Consider the following 13,606-nt stretch of genomic DNA (forward strand, 5'->3'; position numbering starts at 1 on the left):
GCTGGAATGGAGCTGCCGGGAGGCGGCGGTGCACATCGCGAACGATCTCATCGCGTACGCGGGGCGGCTCGCCGGACGTGCGCGGGACGCGCGCATCCCCTTCACGATCACCCTCGACGGCACCGACGACGGCCGGGACCCCGCCGACAACGCCGGTGCCCTGGAGACGATCAAGGCGACCGGCGCCCTGCTCGCCGCCGCCGTCCGCACCACCCCGCGCGCGGTCCGCGCCTTCCACCCCTACCCCTTCCGGCACGCGAACCGCGAGGGCTTCGCCGCGATGGGCGTGGCCGAAGTCCTGCTGCACACGCACGACATCACCGAGGGCCTGGGCGTGCCGTACGAACCGCCCGCCGAGCTGGCGTCCTTCGTCCTCACCCGGATCTTCCCGCGGGTCCGCCCCGGCCCCACCCCGTGGCGGACCCTGCTGTGGGCCACCGGCCGCGGCGACCTGCCGGGCCGGGAGCCCGTCACCGAGTGGCACTGGAGCAACAACCCGGTGCTCGGGACCGAGCGGCTCACCCTGGAGGGGGTCACCCCCGCGGCCGCCGCCGGTCTGTCCGTGGGCGCGGACGGCGGGTTCGACTGGCTCGGCCCGGGCCCCGCCGACGGCACCCGGGAGGGCGCCGGGATCGCGGTCAAGCAGTACGAGGACGGGGTCTTCCACCCGGAGTGGGCCATGTACGTGCTGGTCCGGCGCGAGGACGACCGCGCGGTGGGCGCGATGGGGTTCCACGGGCCCCCGGACGGGGACGGCCGGGTGGAGGTCGGCTACGACCTCGTCGAGGACGCCCGCGGCCGGGGCTACGCGACCGAGGCCCTGCGCGCGCTGGCCGCCTGGGCCCTCCGGCAGGACGGCGTGCGGACCGTGACCGCCGTCGTCGACCGGGAGAACGTGCCCTCGCAGAACGTCGTCACCCGCGCCGGGTTCACCCGCGCGTCCGGGGACGACGCCCCGTACGTCTACGAACTGCGCGACTGAACCGCGCCCTTCCGGCGCCGCAGCCCCGCCCCGTGCAGCAGCCGCACCACCTCGCGGCTGTCCACCTCGACCGCCCCGGCGCGCACGGCGTCGGCGTACCGGTGCCGGGGGAGGTCGTAGTGGTCGCGTTCGAAGGCGCGGCGGGGGACGCCCAGGCGGTCGGCGAAGGCGTGCAGTTCGGCGTAGGAGACGTCGCTGATCAGGTGGGACCACATCCGGCCGTGCCCCGGCCAGGTGGGCGGGTCGATGTACACCGTCACGACGAGGCCGCTCCGCCCCCGGCCCCGCCCAGCGCGCCCACCGCCGCGACCTTCACGCCCGCCTTGTGGCACACCCAGTGCGGATCGGGGCCGAGTTCGGGTTCGACGTCCAGCGCGTGCGGGTCGCCGGAGCCGCACACCGGGCACAGCGGCCAGCGGCCGTAGCGCTCCAGCAGGGCGTCCTGGACGTCCTGGGCGACCAGTCCGGCGATGAACTCGACGCCTTCCGGCCACTGTTGGACCCACCAGCGGCGCTGGGCGACGGACTCCTCGACCAGGGAGACCACGTCCGCGTCGGCGACCTCGCGTGCGACCAGGTCGGCGAGCACGAGGGCGCGAGCCGCGTGCAACGCCTGCTCCAGGGGGTTGACGGGGTTGACCCGGGGGCCGCCGTGGGGGTTCATGCTCCTATTGTGCGCACTCTTGACCGCACCACCGAGCCGAAAATATCTTTCATGGTGTGACCCGGCCTGTGAAGGAAATTTTCGCGAGCGGGCGCGGTCCGGGCGAGCCCGGTATCCTGCCGCCCGCGCCCGCCGCCCTGGCGGCCAAGGTGCGCACGCTGGCTCCGTCGATGACCCGTTCCATGCAGCGGGTCGCCGAGGCCGTCGCCGACGACCCGGCCGGCTGCGCGGCCCTCACGGTCACCGGACTCGCCGAGCTCACCGGCACCAGCGAGGCCACCGTCGTGCGCACCGCCCGGCTGCTCGGCTACCCGGGCTACCGTGACCTGCGCCTGGCACTGGCCGGTCTCGCCGCCCAGCAGCAGTCGGGCCGCGCCCCGGCCATCACCACCGACATCGCGGTGGACGACCCCATCGCCGACGTCGTAGCCAAGCTCGCCTACGACGAGCAGCAGACCCTCGCCGACACCGCGGCCGGCCTGGACACCGTCCAGCTCGGCGCGGCCGTGGCCGCCCTGGCCGCCGCCCGCCGCACCGACGTGTACGGCGTCGGCGCGTCGGGACTGGTGGCCCAGGACCTCACCCAGAAACTCCTGCGCATAGGACTGATGGCGCACGCCCACAGCGACCCCCACCTCGCCGTCACCAACGCGGTGCAACTGCGCGCGGGGGACGTGGCGATCGCCATCACGCACTCCGGGACGACCGGGGACGTCATCGAACCGCTCCGGGTGGCGTTCGACCACGGGGCGACGACGGTGGCGGTCACCGGCCGGCCCGACAGCCCCGTCACGCAGTACGCCGACCACGTCCTGACCACGTCCACGGCCCGCGAGAGCGAGCTGCGTCCGGCCGCGATGTCCTCCCGGACCAGTCAACTGCTGGTGGTGGACTGCTTGTTCGTGGGCGTCGCCCAGCGCACCTACGAGTCGGCGGCCCCGGCGCTGTCGGCCTCGTACGAGGCACTGGCGCACCGGCACCGGAGCGTCGCGCGGTAGACGCGGCACCGGCACACGGGGCGCGGGCGCGGCACGGGGGAAGCGGCGGCCGTGGAAAGCTGGAGGACGCGGGAGCGCGGCCGGTCGCGCCCGGCGGCGGAACCGCACAACGAGACGCCGGACCGACCGACCGGAGAGAACGTTCCATGACCCACACGCCCGAGTCCTCCGCCCTCCGTACCGAGCTGGCGGCCCTGGCCACCGAGGCGTTCCGCCCGGAACTGGCGGACATCGACCGGCTGCCCACCCTCGACATCGCCCGGCTGATGAACGGCGAGGACGCCACCGTGGCCGGCGCCGTGGCCGAGCGGCTGCCCGAGATCGCCGCCGCGATCGACGCCGTCGCCGACCGGATGGCCCGGGGCGGCCGGCTGGTCTACGCGGGCGCGGGCACCGCGGGCCGTCTCGGCGTCCTGGACGCCTCGGAGTGCCCGCCCACCTTCAACACCGACCCGGCGCGGGTCGTCGGCCTGATCGCGGGCGGCCCCGACGCGATGGTCACCTCGGTCGAGGGCGCCGAGGACTCCCGGGAACTGGCCGAGTCCGACCTGGCCGCGCTGGCGCTGACCGCCGACGACACGGTGGTCGGCGTCTCCGCCTCCGGCCGTACCCCCTACGCCGTCGGCGCCGTCGCGTACGCCCGGGCGCGCGGCGCGCTGACCGTGGGCCTGGCCTGCAACCCGGGCAGCGCGCTGGCGGCGGCGGCCGAGCACGGCATCGAGGTGGTCGTCGGCCCGGAACTGCTCACCGGCTCCACCCGCCTCAAGGCCGGCACGGCCCAGAAGCTGGTCCTCAACATGCTGTCGACGATCACGATGATCCGGCTGGGCAAGACGTACGGGAACCTGATGGTCGACGTCCGCGCCTCCAACGACAAGCTCCGCGCCCGCTCCCACCGCATCGTCGCCCTCGCGACCGGAGCGGAGGACGACGCCGTCGCCCGCGCCCTGGCCGCCGCGGACGGCGAGGTGAAGCACGCGATCCTGGTCCTGCTGGCCGACGTGGACGGCCCGACGGCCGCCCGCCTGCTGAAGGAGTCCGGCGGCCACCTGCGCGCGGCACTGGCCGAGGCGGGCGGCCCGGCCTAGCGGCCCGGGGAACCCGCGGCGGGCGGGCCGGTGCGGCCGCCCTGCCGGGTCCCGGCGGCGTCCGAAGGCGCCGGACGCCGGAGGGCGGACGCGACGCGAGGCCGGATCCGCACCCCGCCCGGGGTCCGCCGGCGCCGCGGGCCGCCGTGGTCGGCCGCGCCGCGGGACGACGCCCGTACCCCGCGAGCGCCCGGGGCCCGTGGATGACCGCCGGCCGTGCGCACTGGGATACTGGAGCCACCCGACCCGGAGACGAATCATGAACCACGCGCAGCTCGCCGCCCTGGGCCGCGCTCTTCGCGTCCTCGGCGAGCACGGCGAGGCGCTCGGCGCCGACACCCCGGACGCCGAGCTGCACGAGGTGAAGGCGGACCTGCGGCGGGCCCTCGATCTGCTGGAGGAGGGCGTCACCACGGCCGCGCCCAGCACGCGCTGCCCCGAGCACCCCACCGGCCCGGTCGACAAGAGCGCCCCCGACCTGTGCCTGCTGTGCGAGACCCGGCGCCGCGCCGCCCGCCGCGCCGAGTTCAACGGGCCGCCCCCGCCGCCGGGGGCCACCGAGCCGGTCCCCTCCCGGTACGGGGTCCGCGGTGACCGTCCCCAGCCGCAGCAGCGCTGGCTGCCGGAGCTGTGGAACGGCCAGGCCTGGCAACTGTGCGGCACCCCGCGCCGGGACCGGCGCGAGGCCGAGCTGTACATCGCGGCGCAGCGGCGCGGGCCCCGGCCCGCCATGGCGTACCGGATCGTGCACGAGTTCACCGACTACGAGGTGCTGCGCGTGTGGGGCACGCCGGTCAGGACCGACATCGAGCCCATGGGCAACTTCTAGCCCGGGACCGGCAGGTTCCCGCAGGCCCCCGCAGATGCCGGCCGGTTCCGGCCGGGACGCCGCACGGCCGCCGCCCCGGGAACCCCGGGACGGCGGCCGTGGGACGCGGTGGCCGTCCTACGCCCTGGAGGACGCCGTGGCCTCAGCGGGCGCGTCCCCGGCGACGGCGGACGCGGTCGCCGCCGCGGCGCGCCGGCGCGGGATGAAGGCGGCGACGGCGAAGCCGAGGAGCGCCGCTCCGGCCCCGAGCGCCAGGACCGTGCGGAAGCCGCTCTCGGAGGGCAGCGCGTGCGGACCGAAACGCGTGGTCATCTGGGCCAGGACGACACCGGCGACGGCGCTGGCGACGGACGTGCCGATGGAGCGCATGAGGGTGTTGAGGCTGTTGGCGGCGCCCGTCTCGGAGGCGGGCACGGCGCCCATGATCAGCGCGGGCATCGCACCGTAGGTGAAGCCGATGCCGGCACCGATGACGCAGGACGCCAGCACGAAGTGCCAGACCTGGTCCATCAGCAGGACGTTCAGTCCGTAGCCGGCGGCCACGACCAGGGCGCCGATCATCAGCGTCACCTTCGGGCCCTTGGCGCGGGAGACCAGCGCGGACACCGGGGCCAGCGCCATCATCACCAGGCCGGACGGCGCCATGACCAGACCGGCGGCCAGCAGCGACTGGCCCAGGCCGTAGCCGGTCTCCTCGGGGAGCTGCAGCAGCTGCGGGATGACCAGGGACATCGAGAACATCGAGAAGCCGATCGCCACCGAGGCGAGGTTGGTGACCAGCACCTGGGGACGGGCCGTGCTGCGCAGGTCCACCAGCGGCTGGTCGACCCGCAGCTCGAAGAAGCCCCAGGCCGACAGGATGACGACGGCCGCCGTGAACAGGCCGAGGGTGGTGCCGCTCGACCAGCCCCAGTCGCCGCCCTTGGAGATCGCCAGCAGCAGGCAGATCAGCCCGGCCGCCATGCCGGCCGCGCCGGCCAGGTCGAACCGGCCGCCGGTGCGCACCTTCGACTCCGGCACCACGGACACCACCGCGACCAGCGCGACGACGCCCAGCGCGGCCGAGGTCCAGAACAGCGCGTGCCAGTCGAAGTTGTCGGCGATGAGCGCGGCGGCGGGCAGACCGAGGGCGCCGCCGACGCCGAGCGAGGCGCTGATCATCGCGGTCGCCGAGCCCAGCCGCTCCTCGGGCAGCTCGTCGCGCAGGATGCTGATGCCGAGCGGGATCACACCGGACGACAGGCCCTGCAGGGCCCGGCCGACGATCATCGGGACCAGGGAGTCGCTCAGTCCGGCGACCACCGAGCCGGTCACCAGCATGGCGATGCTGAACAGCAGCATGCGGCGCTTGCCGTACATGTCGCCGAGGCGGCCCATGACCGGGGTGGCGACGGCCGCGGCGAGCAGGGTGGCGGTGACGGCCCAGGCGGTGTCCGACGCCGAGGCGTTCAGATACCGCGGCAGCTTCCCCACGATCGGGATCACCAGGGTCTGCATCAGCGAGACCACGATGCCGCTGAAGGCCAGCACGGCCACCACGGCGCCGGGTCGGGGCGGCGCGGAGGTGCCGGCCGCGGCGGGTCGGGCGGGTGCGTCGGACATGGGGGATGTCTCCGGAGGATCGGAACCACTTGTCTCGGGCAACTTTATTCATATTGCTTGACTTAAGCAAGTTAATACCGTGTGACGTGCACCCGTACGGACGCACGCGACACGGCCCGGCGGCTCAGCGCAGGAACGTGAGCGCCGAGGCGTCGTAGGACCCGAGTTCGTCGAAGCGGCCGTCGAGCACCCTGGCCGCCCAGTGCGGGTCCTGGAGCAGGGCCCGGCCCACGGCCACGATGTCGAACTCGTCCCGCTCCATCCGGTCGAGCAGGTCGTCGAGGCCGCTCACACCGACTCCCTCCCCCCGGAACGTCCTGGTGAAGTCGCCGTCGTCGAGGCCGACCGACCCGACGGTGAGGGCGGGCCCGCCGGTCACTTCCTCGTCCAGCCGGCCAGGTCGAGGTCGGCGCCCTCGAACTCGGGGAGCCGGTAGCGGCGCGTGGAGGCGTGGAAGGCGTCGACGCCGGCCGCGGCGAGCGGGGCGAGGACGGCCTCCAGCTCCTGCGGGGTCTCGGCGAGGCGGGCGCCGTAGGCGTCCTGCTTCCACTGCGAGTAGCGGAAGACGACCGGGAACCCGGGGGACACGGCCTCCCGCCCGGCGGGAGCAGTACGACACGACGCCCTCCCCCGGGACGCCGCCCGGCGAGAACTGCCGGGTCATCGGCGCCATGGCGATGCGGTTCGGGACGGTCAGGCCGTTGATCACGGCCGGGCGGGAAAGGATCCGGGCCGCGCGGGAGGCCGCTTCGGAAACGGTGACGGTCACTGGATCTCCCCAGGGAGATACCGGTCAGTATGTGCACGTGCATGAAATCCGTGCCGTACGGGCAACCGGCCCGCCCGTCGCGGGCATTCCCGCCCCCCGCCCCCGTGGCGTGCGTCACACCGGGCCGTGACCCGCCGTCAACCGCCCTCGCACAGAATGAGGTTCATGGGAGAGCCCGTGTTCACCAGAAGCAGATGGGGAACGAACCGGTATGTCTACAACCCCCATAGCCCCGTCGGCCTGGCGCTGATCCTGCTCCCCTTCCTCGTCGCCGCGGGCGTGTTCCTCCGGCTCCACGACGACGGCGGGTGGAGCGACGACGAGCTGCGCACCGCCGTCCACGAGGCCGCCGCGCGCCTGGAGGCCGGCCCGCGCATCGTCGACGCGTCGCGGGGCCTCGCCCCGGCGATCGGCGACGCGATCGAACGGACCGGCGAGGGACCCTCGTTCGGGGCTCGGGTGAGCCGCGAGGGCCGCTCCGACCACTACACCGTCACCGGCGAGGGCACGGACGCCGCCTTCTGCCTGCGCGTCACCACCGTGCCGGTCGACGAGAGCTACGCGCACCTCACGGTGGACGTCACCGACGGCGCCTGCTCGCGCTACTGACGCCACCGGCCCGGAAACGCCCGAGGGCGGCACCCCCCGGTGTACGGGGAGTGCCGCCCTCGGTCACGCGTCGGACGGTTCCGATCCTCGGGAGGATCAGAAGTCCATGTCACCGCCCGGCATGCCGCCGCCGGCCGGGGCCGCGGCCTTCTCCGGCTTGTCGGCGATGACGGCCTCGGTGGTGAGGAACAGCGCGGCGATCGACGCGGCGTTCTGCAGCGCGGAGCGCGTCACCTTGGCCGGGTCGATGATGCCTTCCTTGACCAGGTCGACGTAGTCGCCGGTCGCGGCGTTCAGGCCGTGGCCCGGGGTCAGGTTGCGCACCTTCTCCACCACGACGCCGCCCTCGAGGCCGGCGTTGACGGCGATCTGCTTCAGCGGGGCCTCCAGGGCGATGCGCACGGCGTTGGCGCCGGTCGCCTCGTCACCCTCCAGCTCCAGCTTCTCGAAGACCTGGGAGGCCTGCAGCAGGGCCACGCCACCACCGGCGACGATGCCCTCCTCGACGGCCGCCTTGGCGTTGCGGACGGCGTCCTCGATGCGGTGCTTGCGCTCCTTGAGCTCCACCTCGGTGGCGGCACCGGCCTTGATGACCGCGACACCGCCGGCGAGCTTCGCCAGGCGCTCCTGCAGCTTCTCGCGGTCGTAGTCGGAGTCGCTGTTCTCGATCTCGGCGCGGATCTGGTTCACCCGGCCCTGGACCTGGTCGGTGGAGCCGGCACCGTCGACGATGGTGGTCTCGTCCTTGGTGATGACGACCTTGCGGGCCTTGCCCAGGAGGTCGAGCGTGGCGTTCTCCAGCTTGAGGCCGACCTCCTCGGAGATGACCTCGCCGCCCGTGAGGATGGCGATGTCGCCGAGCATGGCCTTGCGGCGGTCGCCGAAGCCGGGGGCCTTGACGGCGACGGACTTGAAGGTGCCGCGGATCTTGTTGACGACCAGGGTCGACAGGGCCTCGCCCTCGACGTCCTCGGCGATGATCAGCAGCGGCTTGCCCGACTGCATGACCTTCTCCAGGAGCGGGAGCAGGTCCTTGACGTTGGAGACCTTGGAGTTCGCGATCAGGATGTACGGGTCGTCGAGGACGGCCTCCATACGCTCCATGTCGGTGGCGAAGTACGCCGAGATGTAGCCCTTGTCGAAGCGCATACCCTCGGTGAGCTCCAGCTCCAGACCGAAGGTCTGGGACTCCTCGACGGTGATGACGCCTTCCTTGCCGACCTTGTCCATGGCCTCGGCGATGAGCTCGCCGATCTGGGTGTCGGCGGCGGAGATGGAGGCCGTGGAGGCGATCTGCTCCTTGGTCTCGACGTCCTTCGCCTGCTCGAGCAGGGCGGCGGAGACGGCCTCGACGGCCTTCTCGATGCCACGCTTCAGGGCCATCGGGTTGGCGCCGGCGGCCACGTTGCGCAGGCCTTCCTTGACCAGGGCCTGGGCGAGGACGGTCGCGGTGGTCGTACCGTCACCGGCGACGTCGTCCGTCTTCTTGGCGACTTCCTTGACCAGCTCGGCGCCGATCTTCTCGTACGGGTCCTCGAGCTCGATCTCCTTGGCGATGGAGACACCATCGTTGGTGATCGTGGGGGCGCCCCACTTCTTCTCGAGGACGACGTTGCGGCCCTTGGGGCCGAGCGTCACCTTGACGGCGTCCGCGAGCTGGTTCATGCCGCGCTCGAGGCCGCGCCGCGCCTCCTCGTCGAACGCGATGATCTTGGCCATGTGAAGTGGTCCCTCCAGGACTGGGGGTGATTCCTTCGGACCGCGCCCGCGCCCGCGACGGACGGCTCGCCGGCCTCGTGGTTCCTTGCCCCACCCGGCCTGCGGGCCTCACCGACCCGGTCCTTACGTTGTCACTCTCACCTTCAGAGTGCTAACGCAATGATTAGCACTCGCCCCTGTCGAGTGCAAGCGCCTCCGGCGATCGGGGGGCGCGCTCAGCCGCCCGCGAACACGGACGCGCCGCGCGCTCCCCGCCCCGGGGCACGGCGAAGGGCCCGTGCCCCGGGAGGCACGGGCCCTTCGTCAGCAGAAGATTCTTGCGGCTGGTAGCGCGTTCAGGCGGTGACGCGAACCATGTCGGCCTGCGGGCCTTTCTGGCCCTGCGAGATCTCGAACTCGACCCGCTGGCCCTCTTCCAGGGTGCGGTAGCCGTCCATCTGGATCGCGCTGTAGTGGACGAAAACATCCGCACCACCGTCGACCGCGATGAAGCCGTACCCCTTCTCCGCGTTGAACCACTTGACGGTGCCCTGAGCCATGCCTAACTCCCCTATTACTGGCCCTTGCACAGATCCGCACTTCGCGAACCCGGGTCAGACCTCACCCCCCAACGGTTGGGGGCGTGCGCCGGAACGCGTCGACCGCGGCTGAATGTATCTGCCCAACTGCCGTCTGCAACAGGTCAATCGGACGAGAAATCCGGACGCCCCCGGCCCGGAATGTGGCGAGGATTCACCTGATTTCAGGGCAAGTCGGGTCACATAGAAGGGGCAAATGCCGCGAAAGGGGCCCGCACTTTGGCTACTTCCAGTCGGGCGTACGGCAGGAATCAAAGGCTTCCGATCGAAGGATCGGGGGCGCGTTCCCCAACTCTACCGTGCTCAATCCCATGGAATTGCCCCCTCCGCATCTCTCACGGAGGGGGCCATGCGATGAACGCTCGGTAACCGGGATTACCGACGGTAATGATCAGCCGCCGGCGACCGCCGGAATGATGGAGACGCCCGCGCCGTCCGGAGTGGGGGTCCCGAGGCCCTGCTCGAAGCGCACGTCGTCGTCGTTGACGTAGACGTTGACGAAGCGGTGCAGCTTGCCCTGGTCGTCCAGGACCCGGGCGGCGATCCCGGTGTGGTTCTTCTCCAGGTCCTCGATGACCTCGGCGAGGGTCGCGCCCTCGGCGCTCACCTCGGTCCGGCCGCCGGTGTAGGTGCGCAGGATGGTCGGGATGCGAACGGTCACGCTCATGCGAGGCCTGCCTCTCGGAACGACTCCAGGTTGGGGCGGATGGTCGCGGTGAGCCCGGTGCCGGCCACCGCGTCCAGCGTCTTCAGACCGTCGCCGGTGTTGAGCACGACGGTGGTCAGGGCCGGGTCGAGCACGCCGCCGTCGATGAGCTTCTTCGTCACGCCGACCGTCACCCCGCCCGCCGTCTCGGCGAAGATGCCCTCGGTGCGGGCGAGCAGCTTGATGGCGTCCACGACCTGCTCGTCCGTCACGTCCTCCACCGCGCCGCCCGTACGGCGCGCGATGTCCAGGACGTACGGGCCGTCGGCGGGGTTGCCGATGGCGAGCGACTTGGCGATGGTGTTCGGCTTCTGCGGACGCACGACCTCGTGGCCCGCCTTGTAGGCGGCCGACACCGGCGAGCAGCCCTCGGCCTGCGCACCGAAGATCTTGTACGGCCGGTCCTCGACCAGCCCGAGCTCGATCAGCTCCCGCAGGCCCTTGTCGATCTTCGTGAGCTGCGAGCCGGAGGCGATGGGGACGACGATCTGGTCGGGCAGCCGCCAGCCGAGCTGCTCGCAGATCTCGTACGCCAGGGTCTTGGAGCCCTCCGCGTAGTACGGCCGCAGGTTGACGTTGACGAAGCCCCAGCCCTCGCCGACCGGGTCGCCGATCAGCTCGGAGCAGAAGCGGTTCACGTCGTCGTAGTTGCCCTCGATGCCGACGAGCTCTCCGCCGTAGACGGCGGCCATGACGACCTTGCCCTGTTCCAGGTCGTGCGGGATGAACACGCAGGAGCGGAAGCCGGCCCGCGCGGCGGCGGCGCCGACGGCGCCGGCCAGGTTGCCGGTGGAGGAGCAGGACAGGGTGGTGAAGCCGAAGGCGCGGGCGGCCTCCAGGGCCTGGGCGACGACGCGGTCCTTGAAGGAGTGCGTCGGGTTGCCGGAGTCGTCCTTGACGTACAGGCCGCCGGTGACGCCGAGTTCACGGGCGAGGTTGTCGGCCTTGACCAGCGCGGTCCAGCCGGGGTTGAGGTTCGGCTTGCTCGCCACGTCCGCCGGGACGGGCAGCAGCGGCGCGTAGCGCCAGATGTTCGCGGGGCCCGCTTCGATCCTCTTGCGGAGCTCCTCGGTGTCGAGGGCCGAGAAGTCGTAGGCGATCTCCAGCGGGCCGAAACACTCCTCGCAGGCGAAGACCGGGCCGAGCGGCACGCGGTGACCGCATTCGCGGCAGGAGAGCGCGGCGGCGGGGCCCAGGTCGACGGAGGCGGCACCGGCGGGAGAAGCGGCGGCGGGATCGGTGGTGCTTGCGACAGTCTGCGCAGCCATGAGAGGCGAGGCCCTTTCTCCTCATCTTCCTCACGACGCATCTCGCCGTGAGACGGATTTGGCACCTTCCCTAGCCGGGAGCCTCGCGGGTGCGATCGGCTGTGCGCGCACAACGATCGACACGAGAACCGGCTGGAGGGTTGCCGGGGCTTCATCGGGCCGTGTCCCTCTGCCCCTCTGGATGAGCTGTATGTGGTTGTGAACACCGGCGACCCCGGCATGCGGCGGTCACCTGCGTTGTTCAAGACTGTAACCGACGTCCGGGACTCTTGAGATAGTCGTCCGAACCGCGAGATGGATCACAGAAGTGAGGAGCCGCCGACCGTGCTGGAAGAAGTCGAGCGCTGGCTGAGCGAACGCTCCTGGTCCGTGACCGACCGACCGCTGCACCAGGTCCTGGCGGCCAAACGCGCCACGGGCCGGACGGTGAGCGTGGTGCTGCCCGCGCTCAACGAGGAGGCCACGGTCGGCGACATCGTCGCGGTCATCCGGCGCGACCTGATGCTCCGGGTCCCCCTGGTCGACGAGGTCGTGGTGATCGACTCGGGCTCGACCGACCGCACGGCCGAGGCGGCGGCGGCAGCGGGCGCGACCGTGGTGCACCGGGACGCGATCCTGCCCCGCATCCCGGCCGTGCCCGGCAAGGGCGAGGTGCTGTGGCGCTCCCTGCTCGTCACCCGCGGCGACATCGTCTGCTTCGTCGACGCCGACCTGCGCGAGTTCTCCTCCGACTTCGTCTCCGGCATCGTCGGCCCGCTGCTCACCGAACCCGGCGTGCAGCTGGTCAAGGCCATGTACGACCGCCCGCTCGGGACGGCGGCCGGCCAGGGCGGCCGGGTCACGGAGCTGATGGCCCGCCCGCTGCTCAACATGCACTGGCCGCAGCTGGCCGGCTTCGTGCAGCCCCTCGGCGGCGAGTACGCGGCCCGCCGCTCCCTGCTGGAACGGCTGCCCTTCCCGGTCGGCTACGGCGTGGAGCTCGGCATGCTGGTCGACGCCCTGCACCTGGTCGGCCTGGACGCCCTCGCCCAGGTCGACGTCGGTGTCCGCCTCCACCGCCACCAGGACGGCCAGGCCCTCGGCCGCATGGCCGCCACGATCTACCGCACCGCCCAGCTCCGGCTGGCCCGCGGCCATCTGGTCCGCCCCGCGCTCACCCAGTTCGAGCGGGCCGGGGGCGCCTTCGAGCCCCGTACGTACGCGGTGGACACCGAGGAACGGCCGCCCATGGCGGAGATCGCGGAGTACCGGGCGCGGAGGGTGGCCTGACCCTCCCTCAGGGGCCGCGGACGTCCCGCGTCGGCCGGGAACGTCCCGCGTCGGCCGGGGACGTCCCGGGTCAGCCGGGGACGCCGTCCGACCAGCGCCAGCGGCCGGCGGAGTCCTGAGCACACGTCAGGTACTCGCCGCCGCGGCCGTGGGTGCTCAGGCCCCGGTGCGCGGCGGCGCAGAACTGGCCGTCGGCGTAGCAGTTGCCCGCGGGACTGGTCAGCTCGCAGACGCCCGCGCCCGTGCCCGCGCCCGTGCCGCCGGAGCCCTCCGTCCGCGCCGGTTTCGGGGTCGGGGTCGGAGTCGGCTTCGGGGTGTGCAGCAGGCGCCCGGCGCAGTCGCGGCCGTCCCGGGGGACGGTGAACGTCACGCCGTCGGAACCGTCGGTCTGCTCGCAGACCTTCTCCGTCGCGCCCCAGGCGGAGGCCGCCCGTCCGGTGCCCTGGAGCCGGACGGTGTGGTCGACGTCGGCCTTCTCGGCCGCGCGCACGGCCGTTCCGATGCCGCGGCCGAGAAGGCCGACGT

Annotated in this window: 13 protein-coding genes, 2 pseudogenes and 1 riboswitch; of the genes and pseudogenes, 6 read left to right on the forward strand and 9 right to left on the reverse strand. The window is 72.5% G+C overall.

Features of this window, described 5'->3' with window-relative positions; all coding sequences use genetic code 11:
• Nucleotides 1-982 (forward strand): GNAT family N-acetyltransferase (locus B7L92_RS20335; protein WP_107501546.1); only part of this gene is annotated, 982 nt, incomplete at its 5' end.
• Here B7L92_RS20335 and B7L92_RS20340 read toward each other — a convergent pair.
• Both B7L92_RS20340 and B7L92_RS20345 read right to left on the reverse strand, forming a co-directional pair.
• Nucleotides 964-1,242: a DUF4031 domain-containing protein gene (locus tag B7L92_RS20340; RefSeq protein WP_081238943.1), complete on the reverse strand. Its 279-nt coding sequence runs from the start codon at nucleotides 1,240-1,242 to the stop codon at nucleotides 964-966. The genes B7L92_RS20335 and B7L92_RS20340 overlap by 19 nt on opposite strands.
• Entirely contained in the window at nucleotides 1,239-1,646 is a 408-nt protein-coding gene (locus B7L92_RS20345) for a DUF8819 family protein (RefSeq protein ID WP_081238944.1), read from the reverse strand. Before B7L92_RS20345 ends, B7L92_RS20340 begins: the two co-directional genes overlap by 4 nt.
• Before the next feature lie 56 nt (nucleotides 1,647-1,702).
• Between B7L92_RS20345 and B7L92_RS20350 the strand changes: the two genes are divergently transcribed.
• From B7L92_RS20350 to B7L92_RS20360, 3 genes are all read left to right on the forward strand, one after another.
• Entirely contained in the window at nucleotides 1,703-2,644 is a 942-nt protein-coding gene (locus tag B7L92_RS20350; RefSeq protein ID WP_081238945.1) for a MurR/RpiR family transcriptional regulator, read from the forward strand.
• A 146-nt stretch (nucleotides 2,645-2,790) separates the two neighbouring features.
• On the forward strand, nucleotides 2,791-3,732 hold the full coding sequence (gene murQ / locus B7L92_RS20355; protein WP_081238946.1) for an N-acetylmuramic acid 6-phosphate etherase: 942 nt from the start codon (nucleotides 2,791-2,793) through the stop codon (nucleotides 3,730-3,732).
• A gap of 259 nt (nucleotides 3,733-3,991) precedes the next feature.
• Complete coding sequence (locus B7L92_RS20360; RefSeq protein ID WP_081238947.1) at nucleotides 3,992-4,561, forward strand: hypothetical protein; 570 nt, start codon at nucleotides 3,992-3,994, stop codon at nucleotides 4,559-4,561.
• Nucleotides 4,562-4,678: 117 nt separating this feature from the next.
• Here the strand turns inward: B7L92_RS20360 and B7L92_RS20365 are convergent, their stop codons facing one another.
• Nucleotides 4,679-6,163, reverse strand: a complete 1,485-nt coding sequence (locus tag B7L92_RS20365; RefSeq protein ID WP_081238948.1) for an MFS transporter — start codon at nucleotides 6,161-6,163, stop codon at nucleotides 4,679-4,681.
• Nucleotides 6,164-6,287: 124 nt separating this feature from the next.
• Nucleotides 6,288-6,932: pseudogene (locus tag B7L92_RS20370) on the reverse strand (beta/alpha barrel domain-containing protein).
• A 165-nt stretch (nucleotides 6,933-7,097) separates the two neighbouring features.
• On the opposite strand from B7L92_RS20370, the gene B7L92_RS20375 reads away from it, so the two are divergent.
• Nucleotides 7,098-7,541 carry a hypothetical protein gene (locus tag B7L92_RS20375; RefSeq protein WP_081238949.1) on the forward strand — a complete coding sequence of 148 codons (444 nt, stop codon included), beginning with the start codon at nucleotides 7,098-7,100 and terminating at the stop codon, nucleotides 7,539-7,541.
• A gap of 96 nt (nucleotides 7,542-7,637) precedes the next feature.
• On the opposite strand, the gene groL is transcribed toward B7L92_RS20375, so the two are convergent.
• From groL to thrC, 4 genes are all read right to left on the reverse strand, one after another.
• Nucleotides 7,638-9,260, reverse strand: coding sequence for a chaperonin GroEL (gene groL / locus B7L92_RS20380; RefSeq protein ID WP_004986575.1), 1,623 nt, complete (start codon nucleotides 9,258-9,260; stop codon nucleotides 7,638-7,640).
• 335 nt (nucleotides 9,261-9,595) lie between these two features.
• Nucleotides 9,596-9,799, reverse strand: a complete 204-nt coding sequence (locus B7L92_RS20385) for a cold-shock protein (protein WP_004986573.1) — start codon at nucleotides 9,797-9,799, stop codon at nucleotides 9,596-9,598.
• 430 nt (nucleotides 9,800-10,229) lie between these two features.
• A complete protein-coding gene (locus tag B7L92_RS20390) occupies nucleotides 10,230-10,505 on the reverse strand; it encodes a MoaD/ThiS family protein (protein WP_081238950.1) in 276 nt (91 codons plus the stop codon).
• Nucleotides 10,502-11,812 carry a threonine synthase gene (gene thrC / locus B7L92_RS20395; RefSeq protein ID WP_081238951.1) on the reverse strand — a complete coding sequence of 437 codons (1,311 nt, stop codon included), beginning with the start codon at nucleotides 11,810-11,812 and terminating at the stop codon, nucleotides 10,502-10,504. Before thrC ends, B7L92_RS20390 begins: the two co-directional genes overlap by 4 nt.
• An 18-nt stretch (nucleotides 11,813-11,830) precedes the next feature.
• A riboswitch (SAM riboswitch) is annotated at nucleotides 11,831-12,000 on the reverse strand.
• A 136-nt stretch (nucleotides 12,001-12,136) separates the two neighbouring features.
• Between thrC and B7L92_RS20400 the strand changes: the two genes are divergently transcribed.
• Nucleotides 12,137-13,081, forward strand: a complete 945-nt coding sequence (locus B7L92_RS20400) for a glucosyl-3-phosphoglycerate synthase (protein ID WP_081238952.1) — start codon at nucleotides 12,137-12,139, stop codon at nucleotides 13,079-13,081.
• Nucleotides 13,082-13,151: 70 nt separating this feature from the next.
• Here the strand turns inward: B7L92_RS20400 and B7L92_RS20405 are convergent.
• A pseudogene (locus B7L92_RS20405) lies at nucleotides 13,152-13,606 on the reverse strand (hypothetical protein); the annotation flags it as partial.

This window comes from Streptomyces viridosporus (genome assembly GCF_002078235.1).
Lineage (GTDB): Bacteria > Actinomycetota > Actinomycetes > Streptomycetales > Streptomycetaceae > Streptomyces > Streptomyces viridosporus.